Below are 23,148 nucleotides of genomic sequence, written 5' to 3' on the forward strand. Positions count from 1 at the left end.
GCCCATTCCAAATCCCTAGCACCACACCCACCATGAGCATCAAAAGCGACCGCTGGATCCGCCGCCAGGCCGAAGCCGGCATGATCGAACCCTTCGAACCGGGGCAGGTTCGTACGGCCAATGGCGGGCGCATCGTCAGCTACGGCACCAGCAGCTACGGCTACGACGTGCGCTGCGCCGACGAATTCAAAATCTTCACCAACATCAATTCGACCATCGTCGATCCCAAGAACTTCGACGAAGGCTCGTTCGTGGATTTCAAGGGCGACGTCTGCATCATCCCGCCGAATTCCTTCGCCCTGGCGCGCACCGTGGAATACTTCCGCATCCCGCGCAGCGTCCTGACGGTCTGCCTGGGCAAGAGCACGTACGCGCGCTGCGGCATCATCGTCAACGTGACCCCGCTTGAACCCGAATGGGAAGGCCACGTCACGCTGGAATTTTCCAACACCACGCCGCTGCCCGCCAAGATCTACGCCGGCGAAGGCTGCGCACAGATGCTGTTCCTGGAAAGCGACGAGGTCTGCGAAACCTCGTACCGCGATCGCGGCGGCAAATATCAAGGCCAGCGCGGCGTCACGCTGCCACGCACCTGATCGTTCAGCCTGGCTGCGCCGGGCGCGGGTTATCGCTCGGGCAGTCACGCCGGTAGTCGATATCCCACTCGCCTTCGCCGGTCTGCACGAAGCCGTGCCGGCGATAGAAGCGGTTCGAATCGCTGCCGCGCAACGCGCTCAATGTCACCCCGACGCCGCGGCGGTCGGCGTCCTGCAAGATCCGGCGCAGCACCTGGCCGCCCACGCCTCGCCCCTGCGCAGAGGGATGCACGTACAGATGATCCAGCCGCAATCCCTCGCCCTCGGGCCGCAGGCAATAGAACCCGATGCGTTTGCCGGCTTCTTCGATGTGCCAGGTGCACTCGGGGCGGAACGTGCCGCGCAGCCGGGCGCGCGCGCGGTCAGGATCAAAGCGGCCCAAACGTTCCAGGCTGTCGCGCATGGCCTCGATCCGCAGCGCCAGCAGCGCTTCGAAGTCGGTCTCGGCTGCAGGCGTGAAGCGCAGCGACGCAGGCGCCAGTTCGTCATACCCCCGGCCCAAAAACTGCAGGATGCAGATGCCGTGGCCATAAGGATCAGCCAGATGCGCAATGCGGCCCCAGTCATGCGTGACGGGCGGATCCTCCAGGCGCGCGCCCGCGGCGACCGCCCGGGCCACCGCCTGATCCACGTCCTCCACCACTAAGTCCAGATGCACGGGCGTCCAGTGCCGGGCGTAGTCGCGGGGCTGACGCACGGCCCCCGCAGCAGCCGTGCCCGCAGCTTTTTCGAGCAGGTAGATGGGAGCGTCGGCGCCCAGCAGTTCGGCCCCCGTGGAACCCAGCCGCCGGTTCAGCTTCAAGCCGAAGGCAGACTGGTAGAAACCGATCGCGTGTTCGAGATCGGGAACATCGATATTGACCAGGATTCTCATGGGGACATTCTGCGCTAAAGAACCTTATGCCGCGTCCGTAAAAAGATTACATGTGTTTGCCGATTTGGCGACGTCATTTCTGCAAGCGTTAGCAAGGCCCAATCCGTGCGTTACCCCCATATTCCCTGGCTGCCCCTGTTGTTCTATCCCGCGTTGCCGGTGGCCGCAGCGGTCGGGCTGCTGTTCTGGCGGGATTGGCCGCCCGCGCTCAGCCTGATCGTGCCGTTCGTGCCATGGGTCATGGCGCTGATCGGATCGGCGATCTGCCTGATGTATCAACGCTCGCAGACCATGGCGCTGATGCTGTGCGTGCTGGCCGTCACGGCGGCCTGGCCTACGCTTGCCCGGGAAGCCCCGTGGGCCATGGGGCCGGTGCTGGCCTGGTGGTCGCTCGTCTACACCATCAATGCCCTGTGGTCCGAACGATCCAGCATGCTGATCGACGTGGCGCTGCGCATCGGCTTGATCGCCGCGGGCGTGGCCGTGATTGCGCTGGTGGGCAAGGACGGCGTGGGCGAAATCTTCAGCACCGTCGCGCTGCAGGGCATGCTGGCGCGCCTGGGCGTACCGGCCGAGGCGCTGATCGCGCTGCTGGGCACCGGCCTGACGTTGACGCTGCTGCTGTTGCGCTACGGGCGCCCGCAGCAGGCAGGGCAGTGGCTGGGCTTCGTGTGCATGGCTTGGGCGCTGCCGCGCGGCGCGGCGCATCCGCTCGAACTGGCGCTGATGTCCGCCGCGGCGCTGACGGCCCTGTGCATCTCGTTGGCGCACGAAGGCTTTCACATGGCGTTCCGCGACGAGCTCACCGGTTTGCCCGGCCGCCGCGCACTGAACGAGCGGCTGCAACGCATGGGCCGCCTCTACACGCTGGCAATGGCCGACGTGGACCACTTCAAGGCCTTCAACGACACGCACGGCCACGATGTGGGCGATCAGGTGTTGCGCATGGTCGCCTCGCAGTTGCGGCGCGTGCCGGGTGGCGGCCAGGCCTACCGCTACGGCGGCGAGGAATTCACGCTGGTGTTTCCCGGCAAGACCGCTGCCGAGGCCATGCCGCACCTGGAAACGGTGCGGCGCGCCATCGAGGCCTACCAGATGCGCCTGCGCGACAAGCCGGCCCGGCCCAAGGCGGACCAGATCGGCCAGCGCCGCCGCGGCGGACGGGGAGGGCGCGGCGCCCGGCCCTTGCGCGTGACGGTCAGCATCGGGGTGGCGGAACGCAGCGATGCGCTGCGCGCCCCGGACGCCGTCATCAAGGCGGCCGACCAGGCGCTCTACAAGGCCAAGGACGGCGGTCGCAATCAGGTGTGTGCCTTCGGCGCGCGCCGCCGCGCGGGCGCTGCTTGAGGCCAGTGCCTACCGGTCGGCCAGCGGCATCGCCATCAGCGCTTCGTCGTACAGCTTGCCGTTGACGCATAGCGCCTCGCGCTCGTGGCCATACACGGTGAATCCCAGGCTGGCGTAAAGCGCGGACGCCGCGACGTTGTTGGCGGTGACGCTCAGCTGCACCTGCCGGATGCCGCGCATGGTGCGCGCATGGTCGATCGCCGCGTGCATCAGCATCCGGCCCAAGCCCCGGCCGCGCTCGGCGGGTGCGACGTACATGCTCCAGATGTGCGCCTTGTGCCGCACCTTCAGCTTGCGCTGGCGTCCCACGCCGACGATCCCGGCCAACACCTCGCCCAGGAACACGCCAAACATCGCGCCATCGTTGGCCGGCGAAATCCATTCGCGGATGTCCGCCAATGTCAGCGTGTGTTCCTCTTCGTAACTCGATCCAAAGGACTCGGGCGTTTCGACCAGCGCATTCAAACGCAATTGCCGCAGGGGCGCGGCATCGGCAGCGATCAGTCGTCGGACGACAGGCTCGTTCATGGCGGCTTTGAGAGTGTTGGGATTAGGTAACGTTTGAGGAGTATAGGGGGATGGGCTTGCCTATAATGGCCCCAACGCCGCTTGCGGTTTTCAACAAGGAGCCATTGATGTTCGGTTTCCTCAAGACAAACCAGGATGCGACGCGCCACGAAGTCCAGGAAGAGTTCGTGGCCCGTGTCGCGGGTGCAGCGCAGGACTTCGTGGAGGCGGCCGGTTCAACCGGCGCCGTGCTGGACTACTCCCCGTCCAGCGTCCATGCGCTGGATGACGCACTGGAGGCCGCCCATCTGGGCACCCTGCCTCTGACCCCCATGCAAACCGTCGGTGCTGCCGCCTATCTCTACGAGGTTGGCCGCCGCGCGCATGGCGGGCTGTACGAGGTCTGCGACGACGAAGATCCCGTGGTCCTCGTCTGCGGAGAACCCGGGTCCGAAGTGTGCTTTGGCGCCATCGCCAAGGTCGAGCGGCGCATCCGTTACGGGGCCGCCGAGGCCATCCCCGCCTACTTTGAACGCTTCATGACAGCCCTCCAGACGGGCGAAGCGCAGACCATCCGGTAGGCTGATCTGGCGCTTCTGGGGATTTCCCTTAGGGCTGTAAGAAAAACAGCCCTACAATTCCGCAATTCCCGCCGGCCGGCGGGTGCTCGTGCCGTCTGTCATCAGACGGTTTTTTACTCGCAGTACATTCGCGCCGCGATACGCGTCCGATCCGCCATGCCCCCAGGAGCGCCTGCATGAAATTCCGCTTCCCCATCTTCATCATCGACGAGGACTACCGTTCCGAGAACGCGTCCGGTTTGGGTATCCGTGCCTTGTCCGCAGCAATCGAGGCCGAGGGCGTCGAGGTGATCGGGGTGACCAGTTACGGCGACCTGAGTTCGTTCGCGCAGCAGCAGAGCCGCGCCAGCGCCTTCATCCTGTCGATCGACGATGAAGAGTTCGACGTGGACTCGCCCGAGGACGTGGCCAGCGCAATCAAGAACCTGCGCGCCTTCATTGGCGAGCTGCGCTTTCGCAACGCGGACATTCCCATCTATCTGTACGGCGAAACGCGCACGTCGGAACACATTCCGAACGACATCCTGCGCGAGCTGCACGGCTTCATCCACATGTTCGAGGACACGCCCGAGTTCGTGGCGCGCCACATCATCCGCGAAGCCCGCAGCTACGTCGACAGCCTGCCGCCGCCGTTCTTCCGCGAGCTGGTGAAGTACGCGCAGGACGGTTCCTATTCTTGGCACTGCCCGGGGCACTCGGGCGGCGTGGCGTTCCTGAAGAGCCCGGTCGGCCAGATGTTCCACCAGTTCTTCGGTGAAAACATGCTGCGCGCCGACGTCTGCAACGCCGTGGACGAACTGGGCCAGCTGCTGGACCACACCGGCCCGGTCGCCGAATCCGAACTGAACGCCGCGCGCATCTTCCACGCGGACCATTGCTTCTTCGTGACCAACGGCACGTCGACCTCGAACAAGGTCGTGTGGCACGCCAACGTCGCCGCTGGCGACGTCGTGGTGGTGGACCGCAACTGTCACAAGTCGATCCTGCACGCCATCACGATGACGGGCGCGATTCCGGTGTTCCTGCGCCCCACGCGCAACCACCTGGGCATCATCGGCCCGATCCCGCTCGAAGAATTCCACCCGGACAACATCCGCAAGAAGATCGAAGCGAACCCCTTCGCGCGCGAAGCGGTGAACAAGAACCCGCGCATCCTGACGCTGACGCAGAGCACGTACGACGGCGTCATCTACAACGTCGAAATGATCAAGCAGCAGCTCGGCAGCTATGTCGACACGCTGCACTTTGACGAAGCCTGGCTGCCGCACGCGTCGTTCCACGAGTTCTACCAGGACATGCACGCCATCGGCCAGGACCGCCCGCGCAGCCAGGACGCCATGGTGTTTGCCACGCACTCCACGCACAAGCTGCTGGCCGGCATTTCGCAGGCCTCGCAGATCATCGTGCAGGAATCCGAGACCCGCAAACTGGACCGCAACGTCTTCAACGAGGCGTACCTGATGCACACGTCCACGTCGCCGCAATACGCGATCATCGCGTCCTGCGACGTGGCCGCGGCCATGATGGAGCCCCCGGGCGGCACCGCGCTGGTCGAGGAAAGCATCCGCGAAGCCCTGGACTTCCGCCGCGCCATGCGCAAGGTGGAATCCGAGTTCGGCAAGAACGACTGGTGGTTCAAGGTCTGGGGCCCGAACCGCCTGGTGGCCGAAGGCATCGGCAATCGCGACGAATGGATCCTGGAAGCCAACGATCACTGGCACGGCTTCGGTGAAATGGCCGAAGGCTTCAACATGCTGGACCCGATCAAGGCCACGGTCATCACGCCGGGGCTGGACATGTCGGGCAGCTTCGGCGAAACCGGCATTCCCGCGGCACTGGTCTCCAAGTACCTGACCGAGCACGGCGTGGTGGTTGAAAAGACCGGCCTGTATTCGTTCTTCATCCTGTTCACCATCGGCATCACCAAGGGCCGCTGGAACACGCTGCTGACTGCGCTGCAGCAGTTCAAGGACGACTACGACCGCAACCAGCCGCTGTGGCGCATCCTGCCGGAGTTCTGCCGCGACCATCGCCGCTACGAGCGCATGGGCCTGCGTGACCTCTGCCAGCAGATCCACGAGGCCTACCGCGAGCGCGACGTCGCCCGCCTGACGACCGAGATGTACCTGAGCGACATGGTGCCGGCGCTGAAACCGTCGGACGCCTTTGCCCGCATGGCGCACCGCGAAGTCGAGCGCGTCGACATCGACAAGCTGGAAGGCCGCGTCACGGGCGTGCTGCTGACGCCGTACCCGCCGGGCATTCCGCTGCTGATCCCGGGCGAACGCTTCAACCGCACCATCGTGCAGTACCTGCAATTCGCGCGCGAGTTCAACGAACGCTTCCCCGGCTTCGAAACCTACATCCACGGCCTGGCCGACGAAGTGGGCCCGGACGGCGAAAAGCGTTACTACGTTGACTGCCTGATCGAAGAGTAAGCACGGGCGGGCCGGAAATCTTGATGTTCGATGTTGCAGTGCTAGGCGCGGGCGCCGCGGGCATGATGTGCGCGGCGGTCGCGGGTCAACGCGGCCTGCGCGTGGTGCTGGTCGACCACGCGCAGCGCCTGGCCGAGAAGATCCGCATTTCGGGCGGCGGGCGCTGCAACTTCACGAACATCGGGGCCGGGCCCGCCAATTTCCTGTCTGAAAATCCCCATTTCTGCCGGTCGGCGCTGTCGGCCTACACGCCGCAGGACTTTCTGGCGCTCATGAAGCGCCACCGCATCGCCTGGCACGAGAAGCATCGAGGCCAGCTGTTCTGCGACGACTCCAGCGAAAACATCATCGACATGCTGCGCGCCGAGTGCGACGCGGGCAATGTGCAATGGCGCATGGGCTGTTCGGTGGCCGAGGTCGCGCATGGGGCCGAAGGTTTCGAGCTGCGCACCAGCCAGGGCGTCATCCGGGCCGCCAAGCTGGTCGTCGCGACCGGCGGCATGGCGATTCCGCAACTGGGCGCAACGGACTTCGGGCTGAAGATTGCCCGTCAGTTCGGCCTGAAGGTCGTCGAGCCGCGCCCCGCGCTGGTTCCGCTGACCTTCGACCCCGCGCAGTGGCAGCCGCTGTCCGAGCTGTCCGGCGTGGCGCTGGAAGTGAACCTGCAGACGGGGCAGGGCAAGACGCGCGGCGAATTCCTTGAAGACCTGCTGTTCACACACCGCGGTCTGTCGGGGCCGGCGATCCTGCAGATCTCCAGCTACTGGAAGCCGGGCGAGCCCATCGTCATCGACCTGGCGCCGGGGCGCGATCTGGCGCAGGAACTGCTGGCGTCCAAGTCCGGCAACCGCCAGCAGCTTCATACGGTGCTGGGCGGGCTATGGCCCAAACGGCTGGCCGACCGCTGGCTGCAATTGGCCGAGCAGGGCGGCAAGCCGGGCCTGGCCGCGCTGCGCCTGGCCGACGCGCCGGACAAGACGCTGCGCGGGCTGGCGCAGGACATCCATCAGTGGACGCTCGTGCCCAGCGGCACGGCGGGCTACAAAAAGGCCGAAGTCATGCGCGGCGGCGTGGACACGCGCGGCCTGGACCAGAAGTCCATGCAGGCAAAGGCCGCGCCGGGCCTGTATTTCATCGGCGAGGCCGTCGACGTGACCGGCTGGCTCGGCGGCTACAACTTCCAGTGGGCGTGGGCCTCCGGCGTCGCCTGCGGCCAGGCGCTGTAGCTGCGGCCAGGCGCGCTGGTTAGGCACTGGCCGCTTTCACCCCAGATCCTGAAAACTCCCGAAGCAACCTGCGTGGCCGCCATTGCGCCTTTCCGGCATTCCGGCATTGTGATGTCAAATAAAAATACATATCATTTATGTTTTGATCTTTATCAAAGCCGTCCCGCGAGGGACGGATCAGCCGGAGACTCGCATGGCCTACACCCTTCCGCCCCTGCCGTACGCCTATGACGCGCTGGAACCTCACATCGACGCAATGACGATGGAGATCCACTACACCAAGCATCACCAGACCTATGTCACCGGCCTGAACACCGCGCTCGAAGGCGCCGGCATCGCCACGGACGAACCCGTGGAAGCGCTGGTCGCGCGCATCAAGGAATTGCCGGAAGCCGTGCGCGGCGCGGTGCGCAACCACGGCGGCGGCCACGCCAATCACAGCCTGTTCTGGTCCGTCATGTCGCCGCAGGGCGGCGGCGAGCCGGATGGGGCGCTGGCTGCGGCCATCGACGCCGAGCTGGGCGGTCTGCCCGCCTTCAAGGAAGCCTTCACCAAGGCGGCGCTGACGCGCTTCGGCAGCGGTTGGGCCTGGCTGAGCGTGACGCCGGCCGGTAAGCTGGTGGTCGAGAGCAGCGCCAACCAGGACAGCCCGCTGATGGACGGCAATACGCCGATCCTGGGCCTGGACGTCTGGGAACACGCTTATTATCTGAAGTACCAGAACCGCCGGCCGGAATACATCGGCGCTTTCTACAACGTGGTGAACTGGCCCGAGGTCTCGCGCCGCTACGCTGCGGCAAAGGGCTAAGCGCATCTCCCCAAAGGAGCGCAGCCGCATATGAATACCTTCAGCCGTCATCGCGTGCGGCCGGCGGCCACCAGCATCAGCGTCTGGACGCTGGCCGTGATGGTGTCCTGCCTGGCCCTGTACCAGCTCTGGGTCTACCTGGACGTGCGGGCGCCGCACGTGGCCGACGCGCTGCTGGGCGGTCTTGTCGCGGCCGCCGCCACCGCCCTTGGCACCCTTCCCATTCTCTTTGCCCGCACTATTCCGCAGAAGGCGCAGGACAGCATGTTCGGCTTTGGCGCCGGCGTCATGCTGGCCGCCAGCGCGTTTTCGCTGGTCGCGCCGGGCATCGCGGCGGGTGAGGAATTGGGGTACGGCCCCTGGGGCGCCGGCCTGACGGTCGGCGCCGCCCTGCTGTTGGGGGCGGCCGTGCTGCTGCTGATGGACCGGATCCTGCCGCACGAGCATTTCATCAAGGGCAGGGAAGGGATGGAGGCGCACCGCCTGCGCCGCACCTGGCTGTTCGTGTTCGCGATCATGCTGCACAACCTGCCCGAGGGCCTGGCGATCGGCGTGGGTTATGCAGCCGGCGACCCCGTGCGCGGCACAGCGCTGGCCACCGGCATTGCGATCCAGGACATTCCCGAGGGGCTGGTCGTGGCGGTGGCCCTGCTGGCCGCCGGCTACAAGCGCACGTTTGCCGTGGCCTTGGGCATGCTGTCGGGGCTGATCGAGCCCGTGGGCGCTGTGCTGGGCGCCGCCGTGGTGGGCTGGTCGGCGCCGCTCCTGCCGTGGGGCCTGGGTTTTGCCGCGGGCGCCATGCTGTTCGTCATCAGCCACGAGATCATCCCGGAATCGCACCGCAAGGGGCACGAGGTCTACGCCACCTGCGGCCTCATGATCGGTTTCGTGCTGATGATGCTGCTGGATACCGCGCTGGGATAGCGCCGCCGGGCGTGCAACAGGCCTAGGCTTACCCCGGGCTTTCGTTGTATGCTTTCGGCGCTGTCACGCATGCTGCGGGAGAGAGCGGCCGAAGGCGTCAAGCCCGGCCGCCGCCGAAGGCGCAATTCGCCCAGAATCGCTCAGGTAACCGATACCGCGCAGGCTTGTCCCGTCCCGCATTTGCCGCCATTGCCGGCTACGCAGACGTGGCAAAACAGCACTCTGGAGAGACCTGGCGCCGCGCCCTGAACAGGGACACTGCGAGCAGCCCAGGCGCCGAAGGTGCAAACCCGCCACGCGGGGCAACTCTCAGGCAAAAGGACAGAGGGGCGGAAGATTCAGCCGTTGCGCGGGCGCCGTCCGCCCGCAACCAGCGGCATTCCGTAACCCTGGCATCGCTGCCGTCCCGGAGTTCCCCCGCATGTCCGCATCCCTCAAACGCACCCCGCTCGCCGAAGAACACATCGCCGCCGGCGCCCGCATGGTCGATTTCGGCGGCTGGGACATGCCGCTGGCCTACGGTTCGCAGATCGAAGAGCACCATGCCGTGCGCCAGGACGCCGGTATGTTCGACGTCTCGCACATGCTCAACGTCGACGTGACGGGACCGGATGCCTTCGCCTTCCTGCAGCGCCTGGTCGCCAACGACGTCGCCAAGCTGACGGTCCCGGGCAAGGCGCTCTACAGCTGCATGCTGAACCCGCAGGGCGGCGTCATCGACGACCTCATCATCTATTTCTTCGCTGCCGACGAATGGCGTGTGGTGGTCAACGCCGGCACGGCCGACAAGGACGTGGCCTGGATGCAGCGCGTCAAGCAGGCCGGCGCGTTCGACGTGACCATCGCCCCGCGCCGCGATCTGGCCATGGTGGCTGTGCAGGGCCCCAACGCCCGCGCCAAGGTCTGGGCCGCCCGCCCGGCCTGGCAAGCCGCCAGCGAACCGCTGACTCCCTTCGTCGCCGCCCGCGTGGGCGACGACACGCTGGTCGCCCGCACGGGCTACACCGGCGAAGACGGTTTCGAAATCGTCCTGCCCGCTGCTGAAGTCGTGCAACTGTGGCGCGACCTGATCGCCCAGGGCGTGCGTCCGGCAGGCCTGGGCGCGCGCGACACGCTGCGCCTGGAAGCCGGCATGAACCTGTACGGCCAGGACATGGACGAACTGACCCACCCCGGCGAAGCCGGCCTGACCTGGACCGTGTCCGGCAAGAACGCCGAGCGCCGCTTCATCGGCCGCGACGCGATCGAACAATTCGCCATGCCCGCCACCTTCATCGGCCTGAAGCTGCAGGAACGCGGCGTCATGCGCGCGCACATGGCAGTGCGCACCGCGCAGGGCGTGGGCGAGCTGACCAGCGGCACCATGTCGCCCACGCTGGGCGTGTCGATCGGCTTTGCCCGCCTGCCGCAAGGCGTGGCGCCGGGCGACAAGGTCGAGGTCGACATCCGCGGCAAGTGGGTGCCCGCCGTGGCGTGCAAGCTGCCTTTCGTGCGTAACGGCAAAGCCGTCGAACACTCGTAAACTCGAACCTCGCGCGTGCACCGGCCCAGTCAGGGCAACGGCCGCCCGCGCGAGGCGCGCAACACCATTCATCTACCCGCATTCCCTCAGGAGTTCCCATGAGTCTGCCCACCGATCGCAAGTACACCGAGTCCCATGAATGGGTCAAAACCGAGGGCGACGTGTTCGTCGTCGGCATCACCGACACCGCCCAGGAGCAACTGGGCGATCTGGTCTTCGTTGGCGACGTGAACGTCGGCGCGAAGCTGAGCGCGGGTGAAACCGCTGGCGTGGTCGAGTCGGTCAAGGCCGCCTCGGACATCTACGCGCCCGTGTCCGGCGAAATCGTTGCCTTCAACGAAGAGCTGGAAAGCAACCCCAACCTGATCAACGAATCGGCCTTCACCGCCTGGATCTTCAAGATCAAGCCGGACAACGCCGCCGACGCCGACAAGCTGCTGGACGCCGCCGGCTACGAAGCCGTCGCCAACGGCTGATGCCGCACGCGGGGGAGCGGCGGCGCCGCCTCCCTCGCCAGACGCAATACCGTCCGTTCGCAGGACGACACCCGCTACCCCCGAGATCCCCCCATGTCGCGCGCCCTAGACACCCATACCGACTTCATCCCCCGCCACATCGGCCCCTCCGACGCCGACCAGGCCGCCATGCTTGCCGTGATCGGCAGCGACAGCCTGGACGCCCTGATCGAAGAAGTCGTGCCCCCCAAGATCCGCAGCAAGGAGCCGCTGGCGCTGCCCGCGTCGCGCAGCGAAGCCGACGTGCTGGCCGAACTGAAGCAGGTGGCGGGCCGCAACAAGGTCTACCGCAGCTACATCGGCCAGGGGTACTACGGCACGCAGACGCCCAACGTGGTGTTGCGCAACATTCTTGAAAATCCCGCCTGGTACACGGCCTACACGCCCTACCAGCCCGAGATTTCGCAGGGCCGCCTGGAAGCCCTGCTGAACTACCAGACGATGGTCGCCGACCTGACCGGCCTGGACATCTCCAACGCCTCGCTGCTGGACGAAAGCACCGCCGCCGCCGAAGCGATGACGCTCGCGCGCCGCAGCGCCAAGTCCAAGAGCCCGGTGTTCTTCATCTCGCGCCACGTGCACCCGCAGACCATCGAAGTCGTGCGCACGCGCGCCGAAGGCCTGGACATCGAGATCCGCATCGGCGACGAAGCCGAAGGCCTGCCCGAGTGCTTTGGCGTGCTGCTGCAGTACCCGCACAGCACGGGTTCGGTGTCCGACTACCGCAAGCTGGCCGAAGCCGCCCACGCGCAAGGCGCCGTGGTCGCGTGCGCGACCGATCTGCTGGCGCTGGCCGTGCTGGCCGCGCCGGGCGAGTGGGGCGCCGACATCGCCGTCGGTTCGGCCCAGCGCTTTGGCGTGCCGTTCGGCTTTGGCGGCCCGCACGCCGGCTTCATGGCCTGCAAGGACGCATTCAAGCGCAACATGGCGGGCCGCCTGGTCGGCGTGTCCAAGGACGCGCAAGGCAATCCCGCGCTGCGCCTGGCGCTGCAGACGCGTGAACAGCACATCCGCCGCGAGAAGGCCACTTCCAACATCTGCACGGCGCAGGTGCTGCTGGCCGTGATGGCCGGCATGTATGCGGTGTGGCACGGCCCGGCCGGCATCCGCCGCATCGCCGAGCGCGTGCAGCGCGCCACCGCCATCCTGCGCGCCGAGCTGATCAAGCTGGACGTCAAGGTCGCCAACGACACGTTCTTCGACACGCTGCTGCTGGAAACCGGCGCCGCGACGCCCGCCATCCTGACGGCTGCCGACTGCGCGCACATCAACCTGCGCCGCGTCGACGGCGCCCGCCTGGCCATCTCGCTGGACGAGACCGTCACCGTGGCCGACCTGCAAGCGCTGGTCAACGTCTTCGCCGCCGGTCTGGAGCGCGATGACGTCGAACTGGACATCGACGCGCTGGACGCCGCGGCCCCCGGCGGCATTCCCGCCTCGGTCGCCCGCGAAAGCGCGATCCTGAAGCACCCCATCTTCTCCAGCATCCAGTCCGAAACCGACATGCTGCGCTACCTGCGCAAGCTGGCCGACAAGGATCTGGCGCTGGACCGCACGATGATCCCGCTGGGTTCGTGCACCATGAAGCTGAACGCCACGGCCGAGATGATCCCCATCACCTGGCCCGAGTTCGCGCTGATCCACCCGTTCGCACCGGCCTCGCAAAGCCAGGGCTACGTCGAGCTGATCGATCGTCTGTCCGCCGCGTTGTGCGAAATCACCGGCTACGACAACATCAGCCTGCAGCCCAACTCGGGCGCGCAGGGCGAATACGCGGGCCTGCTCGCCATTCGCGGCTACCACCAGGCCAACGGCCAGCACCAGCGCAACATCTGCCTGATCCCGTCTTCCGCGCACGGCACCAACCCCGCCTCGGCGCAGCTTGCCGGCATGGACGTGGTGGTCGTGGCGTCGGACGCCAACGGCAACGTGGATCTCGCGGACCTGCGCGCCAAGATCGAACAGGTCGGCGACAAGCTTGCCGCGCTGATGATCACGTACCCGTCGACGCACGGCGTGTTTGAAGAAGCCGTCACCGAAATCTGCGATCTGGTCCACCAGGCCGGCGGCCAGGTGTACCTGGACGGCGCCAACATGAACGCGATGGTCGGCGTGGCCAAGCCGGGCAAGTTTGGCTCGGACGTGTCCCACCTGAACCTGCACAAGACCTTCTGCATCCCGCACGGCGGCGGCGGACCCGGCGTGGGTCCCGTGGCGGTGCGCTCGCACCTGGCGCCCTACCTGCCGGGCGTGGTGAACGAACAGGGCAAGCTGCCCGGCGACGCCAAGGTCGGCCCGGTCTCGGCCGCGCCGTTCGGCTCGGCCGGCATCCTGCCGATCCCGTTCGTGTACATCGCGCTGATGGGCGCCGACGGCCTGCGCCGCGCCACCGAAGTCGCCATCCTGAACGCCAACTACATCGCGACCCGCCTGCGCGGCCACTACGAGGTCCTGTACGCGGGCCGCAACGGCCGCGTGGCGCACGAGTGCATCCTGGACGTGCGTCCGCTCAAGGAAACCAGCGGCATCAGCGCTGAAGACATCGCCAAGCGCCTGATGGATTACGGCTTCCATGCGCCCACCATGAGCTTCCCGGTCGCGGGCACGTTGATGGTCGAACCGACGGAATCCGAGGGCGTGGCCGAACTGGACCGTTTCATCGACGCGATGATCGCCATCCGCGAAGAAATCGCCCAGGTCGAACGCGGCGAACGCGATCGTGACGACAACGTCCTGAAGAACGCGCCGCACACCGCGCAGATGCTGCTGGCCGAGGAATGGCTGCACGACTACCCGCGCCAGCAGGCCGCCTACCCGGTGGCAACGCTGCGCGACGCCAAGTACTGGCCGCCGGTTGCCCGCGTGGACAACGCCTACGGCGACCGCAATCTGGTGTGCGCGTGCCTCCCGATCGAGGCGTATGCGTAATCCTTGATTGGAAGGTGTCTGACACCCTGGGGAGATGCGCTTCAGCCTGTCGCAGCGTCTCAGTGGGTGTCAGACACCTTGGCAGCAGCCTCAGCAGGTGTCAGCCACCTAGGCAATCAGCATGAAAAAAGCCCCCGACCTTGACAGGCGGGGGCTTTTTTTCGGGACCGGCGTCAGGCCGGCCGCGTATTACTTGGCAGGCGCCTTGGCCGCGGCGCCGAAGTCTTCGGCGATGCTGATGAACGTGTTGAGCAGGATCTGCAAGTTGTCCTTGCCCAGACCGCCTTCGGCGTTCATGTCCATCTGCAGCACGGCCTGGTTCTTTTCATCGAGGTAGGCGCGGCTCCAGCGGTATTCCTGGTTCCAGGCGTTGATGGCCTTGAGCGTCATCGGCTTCTTGGTGGCGTACGTGGCGGTCGCGACCAGGTCCAGGCACTTTTCCGTGAAGTCGTTGCACAGGAACTCCAGGCGCAGGTCGGTGGCGCCGGTGGTGCCCGGGTTCAGGACCAGCACGGGGCCGTCGGTGCCGTCGCTGCGGGTCACGGTGTAGCCCATGTCGTCCAGCATGTTGGCAACGTCTTCCAGGTTGAAGTCCTGCATGACGCCGGCAACCGGTGCCGGAGCGACGGGTTCGGCGTCCGGGTCCATGCCGATGCCGGACAGCTCATCGTCGTCGTCCAGGTCATTCATGCCGGTCGCGCCCAAGAGGCCGCTGAACAGTTCCTCGGCAGGAATCTTCTGGCCGTTCAGGTCGCCCATGCCGTCGGCAAAGGTGAACTTGCCGACGATGTTGTCGCCGTCGTTCTTGCCCACGTTCATCATTTCGGCCATGCCGGCCATCTGGCGGATGCTCTCGTCGGCGTCGGCCGCGGCCTTCTCGGCGGTCAGGCCTTCCTTCTTCATGGCGTACTGCACCATCAGGTCCTGCACCATCGGCTTGGAGATCACCAGCGAGGCGTCGATCTTCTTGATCGCCTGCACCGCGATTTCCTGCGGGGTCAGATCCTTGGCGTTGGCCGGATTGGCCAGGTCCAGCGTGAAGGTCAGCTTGCTTTCGCCCTTGGCCGTCTTCCAGCTCAGCGGATCGATGCTGAACGACGGGTTGCCCGCCAGCAGCTTGCCGGCGTTGTCCAGCAGGACGTCAAACTGCTCGTCCTTCAGACCTTCGTCGCTGGCGCCCAGCATGTATTGGCGCATGAGCTGGTTGTAGGTGTCCGACAGTTGCTTGACGGCCTGGCCGTCCAGCCGGGCCAGCTTGATCACGGCCTGGCCATTGCCCAGCACTGCGTCGTTCACGGTGAGGTCGCCCGTCTGGTAGGCAGCCTGCACGTTGATGGACTTGTCGTCTTCGGACAGCTTCACGCCGTAGCTGAAGTTGTCCAGCCCGACCTTCATGTCGTCGGTGGGACGCAACACGTCCACGCGCTTGATCTTCAGGTCCGAATTGCCCATCGAGATGCCGAACTTGCCCATGCGGCTGTCGACGTCCATGGTCAGGCCCGCGATGGTCATCTTGACGGGGTCGTGGCTCTTGCTGCCGTCCACCGACAGCTTGTCCATCAAGCCGTGCGCGGTGACGGCCTGCGTGGCGCGGTCGAAGGTGCCTTCCATGCGCATGCCGCTGAAGTCGAGCGCAGTGCCCTCATGCGTGATGACGACCGGCGCGATCGCGGCGGTGGACGTGGCGTTGCCGCTGTAGCTGACGATGGCGTCGCCCATCAGCGGCGAGACGTCCTTGGTCAGTTCGAAGACGGGCTTGATGTTGTCCGTCTTGGCGATCTCGGTGTGGATGAACGCGAGCTTGGGCGCAATGGCGCCGCGCGACAGGGCGCTCTTGGGGAAAGGGCCGTGCTCGATGTTCGCGTCGAACTCGATCATGCCCGCGGGCAGGTCGTCCAGGCCCTTGTCGTTCTTGACGAGCGACACGCCATAGCGCGCCTGCGTCGAGAACAGGCCGCGCTCGTACTTGAGCTGATCGATGCGCAGGCCGAACAGCGGCGTGATCTTGGCGAGCTTTTCGTTGGCCTGTGCCAGATGACGCTGCGCGTCTTCTTCAATGCGCTTGCCGGTGTACCACGTGGCCCCGACCCAGCTTCCCGCTCCCACTATGACCACGCCCAGGGTGATCGCTACGCTCTTTTTCATCGTTCTGCTTATATCGTTGATTGTCGAGTCATATCCGGCAGCGGCCTACGGCGCCACGCTCGTCCGCGCGAAGCGCAAGCGTCCTGGATACGCGTGTTCATCGGCCTGTCAGGCCCGCGGCGGAGTATACCGAGACGCGTGTCACGCTGAACGCGCGCGCAGTTACCGAAGATTTCAAAATGAAAGCCGGCGCCCGAGGCGCCGGCTTTTGTCGACAAAACGCCTGGTCTCAGAGCGGATCAAGCGGATAGATCGGACGGCGCACGTGCTTGAACTCGATCTGGCTGTAGTCGGACGTCGTGACGCCCACGCCGGTGCATTCGATGATCTCGGTCGCCATGTCAGAGAAGCCCGCGCGCCAGTGGATACGGCTTTTCAGGACGACATACCGCTTTTGCAGCGGGTCGATGCCGGCCGACAGCAGGCAGTTGATGTCGAAGGGTTCCTGGTGGCGCGAGACGACCACGATTTCCACGCGGCCGGTGTCGATGACCACCGTCAGGCCGGTGTCGTTGCGCACGCCGCGGTACATCGGGCCGCGGTTCAGGTAGACGCCGTCGAACACCAGCTTGACGCGGCCGGTGACTTCAAGCGGTTCGCTGGGCTGCTTGATGGCCGGCATGGGCAGCTTGCCGCCCAGCTTGAGCGTGATGGTGTTGCCCACGCCCGCGGCGGCGGCTTCCTTCGCGGCCTGTGGATCGCAGATGGCGTAGAAGACCACGTTGTCCAGTTCCTGGCGCAGCACTTCGGCCAGCACGGCCGTTGTGTCCATCGTGCCGCCCGAGCCGGTGTTGTCGTAGTGGTCCAGCAGCACGACCGGGCCTTGTTCGATGCCCTTGGCGCGCGCGATGGTCGGCGCCAGCGGTTCCGAATGGAACACCCAGTCGGCGCGGCCCTGCCACGCGCGGTCCAGCAATTCGTCGCGATGCTGTTCGGCGGCGGCCAGGTTGCCGTCCGTACAGACGACGGCGCTCAGGCCCGCTTCGCGAATGTCTGCATGGGGAAAGCCCACGAAGACGGACGCCGCCAGCACGCCGCTGGCTTCAAGCTCCTTGCACCGTTCCTGCAGCGGCTTGTTGGGCGCGGCGTGCGTGCCCTGGCACATGATGTGCGGCAGCATGGGCTTGTTGGCCCAGGTCATCACCGGCTTGATCTCGCCCTTGAGCGTGCGGACGATGACGTTCGCGGCGCGCACGCCCGCATCGCGGATATCCACGTGCGGATAGGTGTGAAAGCCGCTGATGACCGTGGCATTGCGCACGATGTCGTCGTAGATGTTGGCGTGCATGTCCAGCGTCACGGCAACGGGCGTGTTGGGATCGATCTCGCGCAGGCGGCGCAGCAGGTCGCCCTCGGCGTCTTCCACGCCTTCGGCGACCATCGCGCCGTGCAGATCCAGCAGAATGGCGTCAAACCCGCCGCGCTTGACCTCGTCCAGGATCAGCGTGCACAGGCGTTCATGCGTCTGCGCGCTGGTGGGGCCGCTGGGCCAGGACTCGGCCGCGACCGGCAGCACGATCTCGGCGCCCTCGCGGCGGGCGACCTCGATGTAGCCGCCCAGGCCGCTGTCGGTGTTCTCGTAGGCCTTGATGGCGCGATCGCCAGCCAGGATCTCGGGACTGCCGCGAAAGAAACGTTCAAGTGGGGTGGGCACCGGCGAAAACGTGTTCGTCTCGTGCTTGATCATTGCCAAAAGCCAACGCATGGGAAGTTCCTGTGGGTTGCCGGGGAGGGTCAGTGTGCTGAGGGCGGCTGGGGCCAGGGGAGCTGGGCGGGACGCATCCGTTCCCAGGCGCGCGCCACGCGCAGCACGCCCAGGTCGTCAAAGCGCGCGCCCGCGATCTGCAGGCCGATGGGCAGGCCAGCCTTGGTGTAGCCGCAATTGACCGAGGCCGCGGGCTGCTCGCTCATGTTGAAGGGCAGCGTGAACCCGATGTGGTGCATGGTCGTGGCGACCTCGTTCGTGGGCGAGGGCCATTCGGCGTTGTAGGCCACGACGGGCGCCACCGGCGACAGCACGTAGTCGTACGGCGCGCAGGCCGCGACGGTGCGCGCCCGCACGTTCAGCGTTTCGTAGTAGCTGCGGAAAACGTCTTCGCCGCTATGCCCGCCGCCGCTTTCGGCCCACGCGCGGATGAAGGGCAGGATCTTGGCGCGGCGCTCCTCGGACAGCGCGCCCAGGTCGATGGCCGAGCGGGTGCGCCAGAACTTGTCCACGCCTTCCAGCATGCCGGGCGTCATCCACGGCTGCATCGGCGTGACGATGGCGCCCGCCGCCTCGAAGGCGCGCGCGGCGGCTTCGACGGCGTCGCGCGTTTCGGGATCCAGCGGCAGTCCGCAGCCGGCGTCCAGTAGCAGGCCGATGCGCAGGCCGCGCACGTCGCGATCCAAATTCAGCCAGTCGATCTCCTGGAACGGCAGGCTCATGTGGTCGCGCGCGTCGGGCTGCGACAGCACGCCCATCATCAGCGCCGTATCGGTGATGGTGCGCGTCATGGGTCCAGCGCATCGGCCCATGAAGGGCGGATCGATGGGAATGCGCCCCAGGCTGGGCTTGAGCGTGGCGATGCCGCACCAGGCGGCCGGCAGGCGGACCGAGCCGCCGATGTCGGTGCCGATGTGCAGCGGGCCATAACCGGCTGCTGCGGCGGCGCCGGCGCCCGCGCTGGAGCCGCCGGGGTTTTTGGTCAGATCCCAGGGATTGCGCGTCAGTTCATGAAAGCTCGACAACCCGGACGACAGCATGCCGTAGTCGGGCATGGTGGTCTTGCCCAGCAGCACGGCGCCGGACTCGCGCATGCGCGCCGCGGGCGGGGCGTCGGCGGCGGCCGGGGTCAGGTCGGTGGCGGCGGTGCCCAGCGGCACGGGCACGCCGCGCGTGGCGATGTTTTCCTTGATGGTGGCGGGCACGCCGTCCAGCGAGTACCCGCCGCAGGCCTGCGGCTCACCCTTCATCCAGCGGGCCTCGGACGCGCGGGCCATCGCCAGCGCGCCTTCCGGATCCAGCGCGTAGGTGGCTTTCAGCCGGGGCTCCCAGCGCTCGATATGGTCCAGCACCGACCGCGTCGCCTCGACGGGCGACAGGGTCTTGCTGCGATACGCCTCAAGGAGTTCCTGGGCGGACATTTCATGCGGTTGCGGCATCTCGGTTCCAGTGGGTCGGAAAAGGCGTCAGACGGCCGGGGAGGCGGACGGCAACAAGCCGGGCGCAATGGGCCGGAAGTTGCGGAAGTCCCAATCCCGGCCGGGGGCGGCGTCGATCAGGGCCCGCGTGTATTGGTGGCGCGGTTCGGTCAGCACCGTTTCGGCAGACCCGGTTTCCACCACCTGGCCGCGCTGCATCACCATGATGGTGTCGCAGATCTGCGCGGCCACGCGCAGGTCGTGGGTGATGAACAGCACGCCCACGCCCGTACGTTCGCGCACCTGTTCCAGCAGCTCCAGCACCTGCGCCTGCACGGACACGTCCAGCGCCGAGACGGCTTCGTCGGCCACCAGGATCTCCGGGTCCATGACCAGCGCGCGCGCGATGCAGATGCGCTGGCGCTGTCCGCCAGAGAACTGGTGCGGATAACGCCGCATGGCGTCGGGGCTCAGGCCCACCACGCTGAGGGTTTCGCTGGCGCGCTTGAGCGCCTGTTCGCGAGCCACGCCAAAGTTCAGCAGCCCCTCGATGATGGATTCGCCCACCGTGCGGCGCGGATTCAGCGACCGGTACGGATCCTGGAACACGATCTGGATGCGGCGGCGCACCGGGCGCAGCGCCGAGCCGGACAGCGTGCTCAGGTCTTCGCCGCCCATCATCATGTGGCCGGCCGTGGGCTCGATGAGCCGCACGATGCAGCGCGCCACTGTCGATTTGCCCGACCCGGATTCGCCGACGATGCCCAGGATCTCGCCCTTGCGCAGCGTCAGGTTGACGTCCGTGGCGGCGACGACGTGCTGCGCCGCCTTGCGCGAAAACAGCGAGCCCTTGCCGCCATAAGTGCGGCCCAGCCCCTTGACGTGCAGCACCGGCGTTCCCGTCGGCGGCTCGCGGCGCGACGGCACCAGGCTGGGCACCGACGAGACCAGCCGGCGCGTGTAGGACTGCTTGGGTTCGGCCAGGATCTCGTGGCGCGTGCCGCTTTCGATCAGGTCGCCGCGGTTCATGACGACGATGCGGTCCGCGATCTCGGCCACCACGCCGAAGTCGTGCGTGATGAACAGCACGGCCGTCTGGTGCTTGACCTGCAGTTCCTTGATCAGCGCCAGGATCTGCTTCTGCGTGGTGACGTCCAGCGCCGTGGTGGGCTCGTCGGCGATCAGCAGCTTGGGTTCCAGGATCAGCGCCATCGCGATGACGATGCGCTGGCGCTGGCCGCCGGAGAGCTGGTGCGGATAGGCGTCGTAGATGCGTTCGATGTCGGGCAGGTGCACCGACTGGAACATGTCCAGCACCTTGGCGCGGCGCTCGGCCGCCGACATGTTCTTGCGGTGCAGGCGCAGCACCTCGTCGACCTGCTTGCCCACCGTGTGCACGGGATTCAGCGCGGTCATGGGCTCTTGAAAGACCATGGCCATGCGCGTGGCGCGCAGCTCGCGCAGGCGGCGCTGCGTGGCCGTGGCGACGTCTTCGCCCTCGACGCGGATCGAACCCGCGCTGATGTTCAGGATGCCTTGCGGCAGCAGGCCCATGACGGCCAGCGACGTGACGGACTTGCCCGAACCGGATTCGCCGACCACGCACACTGTTTCTCCGGCGTGCACGTCCAGACTGAGGTTGCGCACGACGCGGTTGCCCGCGCCGGCGACTTCGACCGATAGATTGCGGATGGCCAGGATGGCGGACGAAGTGTCGCCCGCGGGGGGATTGGGGGAATAGTTCATCGGCATCAGATCCTGCGCACCATTTTCGGGTCCAGCGCGTCGCGCAAGGCGTCGCCCAGGATGTTCACGCTGAGCACGGTCAGCGACAGGAACAGTCCGGGGAACAGGATCAGGCCGGGCAGCATGCGGAAGTACATGCGGCCTTCGGACATGATGTTGCCCCAGGACGCGATCTCGGGCGGGATGCCCGCGCCCAGGAAGCTCAGGATGGCTTCGGTCAGCATGGCGGACGCGAAGACGTACGTGCCTTGCACCGTCAGCGGCGCGATGGTGCTGGGCACCATGTGCCGCCACAGCAGCAGCGGCAGCGGGGTGCCCAGCGCCAGGGCGGCCTCCACGTAGGGCTCTCCGCGCACGCTCAGGATCTGGCCGCGCACCAGCCGCACCACCCGCGGGATTTCCGGAATGGTGATGGCTACGAGCACGGTCGTGATGCTGGCGCCGGTGACCGACACCAGCGCGATCGCCAGCAGAATGCCGGGGATCGCCATGATGGCGTCCATCGTGCGCATGATGGGGCCGTCCAGCGACCGGAACCAGCCGGCGATGACGCCGATGACCAGCCCGAGGGCCACGCTGACCAAGGCGGCGCCCAGGCCCGCGATCAGCGAGATGCGCGCGCCGTAGGCCACGCGCGACCACACGTCGCGCCCGAACGCGTCGGTGCCCAGGAAATAGTCGGTGAAGGGCTGCTTCAGGCGCCCGCCCGGATTGAGTTGGGTGGGATCGACCGTGCCCAGCAGCGGCGCAAAAATGGCGATGAAGACAATCGCCGCCAGCACCACCAGCGCCAGCATGACGGGCCAGCTCTTGAGTCCCTGGCGGATCTGCCGCCAGGCGGTGATGTGGGGCGTGCCGCCTCCGGGGAGGTCGGCGGCCGCCTGCGCGGCGGCGTCGGTTGGCGTTTGCATGCTCATGGCGTCAGTACCGGATACGCGGGTCGAACACCGTGTAGGCGCAATCGACAACCAGATTGATGAACACGTAGACGAACGCGAAGAAAAGCGTCAGGCCCTGGATGACCGGGTAGTCGCGCGCCAGCACGGCTTCCACCACCAGCCGGCCGAGGCCCGGGATGTTGAAGACCGATTCGGTGACGACGACGCCGCTGATCAAGAGCGCGATGCCCACGCCAACGACCGTGGCGATGGGCACGGCGGCATTGCGCAGCGCGTGGCCAAGCAGCACGCCGGTTTCGCCCAGGCCCTTGGAGCGCGCGGTGCGGATGAAGTCCTCGCCCATGACCTCGATGACGCTGGTGCGCGTGATGCGCGCGATCAGCGCCACATACACGGTGGACAAAGCGAGCGAGGGCAGGATGAGCCGGTGCAGGAACGGCCAGAATCCTTTTTCAAGCGGCACGTAGCCCTGCACGTTGAACCAGCCCAGCTTGATGGCGAAGGCCCAGATCAGCAGGTAGCCGGTGACGAACACCGGCACCGAGAACCCCAGCACCGAGAAACCCATGACGGCGCGGTCCAGCAGCTTGCCTTGCCGCCACGCGGCCAGCACGCCCAGCGGAATGGCGACGAGCAGCGTGAAGACCAGCGTCAGCACCGCCAGGCTCATCGACGGTTCAAGGCGCTGCGCGATCAGCTTGGTGACCGGCACGCCGGACATGAGCGAGGTGCCCAGGTCGCCCTGCAGGAGCTTGCCGCCCCAGATGAAGAACTGTTTGACCACCGGCTGGTCCAGGCCCATCGTCTGCCGTATCTGGACGATACGTTCGGGCGTGGCGCCGTCGCCCGCCATGATGATGGCCGGATCCCCGGGGCTGAAACGCAATATCGCAAAGACCACCACCGCAACCATCACCAGAACCGGGATGGTTGCGAGGAGCCGGCGTGAGACAAATGCCAGCATGTATT

General features: G+C 66.5%; 18 protein-coding genes and 2 riboswitches. Of the genes, 10 read left to right on the forward strand and 8 right to left on the reverse strand.

The window, feature by feature from the left end:
* Positions 1-32 precede the first annotated feature (32 nt).
* Entirely contained in the window at positions 33-596 is a 564-nt protein-coding gene (gene dcd, locus B3098_RS14940) for a dCTP deaminase (protein ID WP_008166733.1), read from the forward strand.
* Between the two features lie 4 nt (positions 597-600).
* On the opposite strand, the gene B3098_RS14945 is transcribed toward dcd, so the two are convergent.
* Positions 601-1,470 carry a GNAT family N-acetyltransferase gene (locus B3098_RS14945; protein WP_286897390.1) on the reverse strand — a complete coding sequence of 290 codons (870 nt, stop codon included), beginning with the start codon at positions 1,468-1,470 and terminating at the stop codon, positions 601-603.
* Between the two features lie 105 nt (positions 1,471-1,575).
* On the opposite strand from B3098_RS14945, the gene B3098_RS14950 reads away from it, so the two are divergent.
* Positions 1,576-2,817 (forward strand): GGDEF domain-containing protein, encoded by a 1,242-nt coding sequence (locus tag B3098_RS14950; RefSeq protein ID WP_175184670.1) that lies wholly within the window; start codon positions 1,576-1,578, stop codon positions 2,815-2,817.
* A 9-nt stretch (positions 2,818-2,826) separates the two neighbouring features.
* Here the strand turns inward: B3098_RS14950 and B3098_RS14955 are convergent, their stop codons facing one another.
* A complete protein-coding gene (locus tag B3098_RS14955) occupies positions 2,827-3,345 on the reverse strand; it encodes a GNAT family N-acetyltransferase (RefSeq protein WP_279974447.1) in 519 nt (172 codons plus the stop codon).
* Positions 3,346-3,452: 107 nt separating this feature from the next.
* Here B3098_RS14955 and B3098_RS14960 point away from each other — a divergent pair, with 107 nt between their 5' ends.
* The 8 genes from B3098_RS14960 (at position 3,453) to gcvP (ending at position 14,266) form a co-directional block, all read left to right on the forward strand.
* Entirely contained in the window at positions 3,453-3,905 is a 453-nt protein-coding gene (locus tag B3098_RS14960) for a hypothetical protein (protein ID WP_175122488.1), read from the forward strand.
* A gap of 176 nt (positions 3,906-4,081) precedes the next feature.
* Positions 4,082-6,343 carry an arginine/lysine/ornithine decarboxylase gene (locus B3098_RS14965; RefSeq protein WP_062839975.1) on the forward strand — a complete coding sequence of 754 codons (2,262 nt, stop codon included), beginning with the start codon at positions 4,082-4,084 and terminating at the stop codon, positions 6,341-6,343.
* Between the two features lie 23 nt (positions 6,344-6,366).
* Complete coding sequence (locus tag B3098_RS14970) at positions 6,367-7,569, forward strand: NAD(P)/FAD-dependent oxidoreductase (RefSeq protein WP_286897394.1); 1,203 nt, start codon at positions 6,367-6,369, stop codon at positions 7,567-7,569.
* A gap of 193 nt (positions 7,570-7,762) precedes the next feature.
* Positions 7,763-8,377 carry a superoxide dismutase gene (locus tag B3098_RS14975; protein ID WP_175122490.1) on the forward strand — a complete coding sequence of 205 codons (615 nt, stop codon included), beginning with the start codon at positions 7,763-7,765 and terminating at the stop codon, positions 8,375-8,377.
* 30 nt (positions 8,378-8,407) lie between these two features.
* On the forward strand, positions 8,408-9,301 hold the full coding sequence (locus B3098_RS14980) for a ZIP family metal transporter (RefSeq protein ID WP_105240605.1): 894 nt from the start codon (positions 8,408-8,410) through the stop codon (positions 9,299-9,301).
* Positions 9,302-9,366: 65 nt separating this feature from the next.
* Positions 9,367-9,468, forward strand: a riboswitch (glycine riboswitch).
* 45 nt (positions 9,469-9,513) lie between these two features.
* Positions 9,514-9,636, forward strand: a riboswitch (glycine riboswitch).
* Positions 9,637-9,722: 86 nt separating this feature from the next.
* The gene (gene gcvT, locus B3098_RS14985; protein ID WP_286897397.1) at positions 9,723-10,823 is read left to right on the forward strand and encodes a glycine cleavage system aminomethyltransferase GcvT; all 1,101 of its coding nucleotides are present in this window, start codon (positions 9,723-9,725) and stop codon (positions 10,821-10,823) included.
* A 98-nt stretch (positions 10,824-10,921) separates the two neighbouring features.
* Entirely contained in the window at positions 10,922-11,299 is a 378-nt protein-coding gene (gene gcvH, locus B3098_RS14990; RefSeq protein ID WP_286897399.1) for a glycine cleavage system protein GcvH, read from the forward strand.
* 93 nt (positions 11,300-11,392) lie between these two features.
* Positions 11,393-14,266, forward strand: a complete 2,874-nt coding sequence (gcvP, locus tag B3098_RS14995) for an aminomethyl-transferring glycine dehydrogenase (RefSeq protein WP_286897401.1) — start codon at positions 11,393-11,395, stop codon at positions 14,264-14,266.
* A gap of 189 nt (positions 14,267-14,455) precedes the next feature.
* Here gcvP and B3098_RS15000 read toward each other — a convergent pair whose 3' ends face one another.
* The 6 genes from B3098_RS15000 to B3098_RS15025 form a co-directional block, all read right to left on the reverse strand.
* Positions 14,456-16,411: a DUF945 family protein gene (locus B3098_RS15000; protein ID WP_286897403.1), complete on the reverse strand. Its 1,956-nt coding sequence runs from the start codon at positions 16,409-16,411 to the stop codon at positions 14,456-14,458.
* Between the two features lie 229 nt (positions 16,412-16,640).
* On the reverse strand, positions 16,641-18,116 hold the full coding sequence (locus B3098_RS15005) for a M81 family metallopeptidase (RefSeq protein WP_286897405.1): 1,476 nt from the start codon (positions 18,114-18,116) through the stop codon (positions 16,641-16,643).
* Between the two features lie 29 nt (positions 18,117-18,145).
* Positions 18,146-19,555, reverse strand: coding sequence for an amidase (locus B3098_RS15010; protein ID WP_286897407.1), 1,410 nt, complete (start codon positions 19,553-19,555; stop codon positions 18,146-18,148).
* Between the two features lie 27 nt (positions 19,556-19,582).
* Entirely contained in the window at positions 19,583-21,280 is a 1,698-nt protein-coding gene (locus tag B3098_RS15015; protein WP_286897409.1) for an ABC transporter ATP-binding protein, read from the reverse strand.
* A 5-nt stretch (positions 21,281-21,285) separates the two neighbouring features.
* On the reverse strand, positions 21,286-22,191 hold the full coding sequence (locus B3098_RS15020) for an ABC transporter permease (protein ID WP_175137806.1): 906 nt from the start codon (positions 22,189-22,191) through the stop codon (positions 21,286-21,288).
* A 10-nt stretch (positions 22,192-22,201) separates the two neighbouring features.
* Positions 22,202-23,143 carry an ABC transporter permease gene (locus tag B3098_RS15025; protein WP_175122498.1) on the reverse strand — a complete coding sequence of 314 codons (942 nt, stop codon included), beginning with the start codon at positions 23,141-23,143 and terminating at the stop codon, positions 22,202-22,204.
* Between the last annotated feature and the right edge of the window lie 5 nt (positions 23,144-23,148).

Origin of the sequence: Achromobacter sp. UBA2119 (genome assembly GCF_002331005.1) — a bacterium.
Taxonomy (GTDB): Bacteria; Pseudomonadota; Gammaproteobacteria; order Burkholderiales; family Burkholderiaceae_B; genus Achromobacter; species Achromobacter animicus.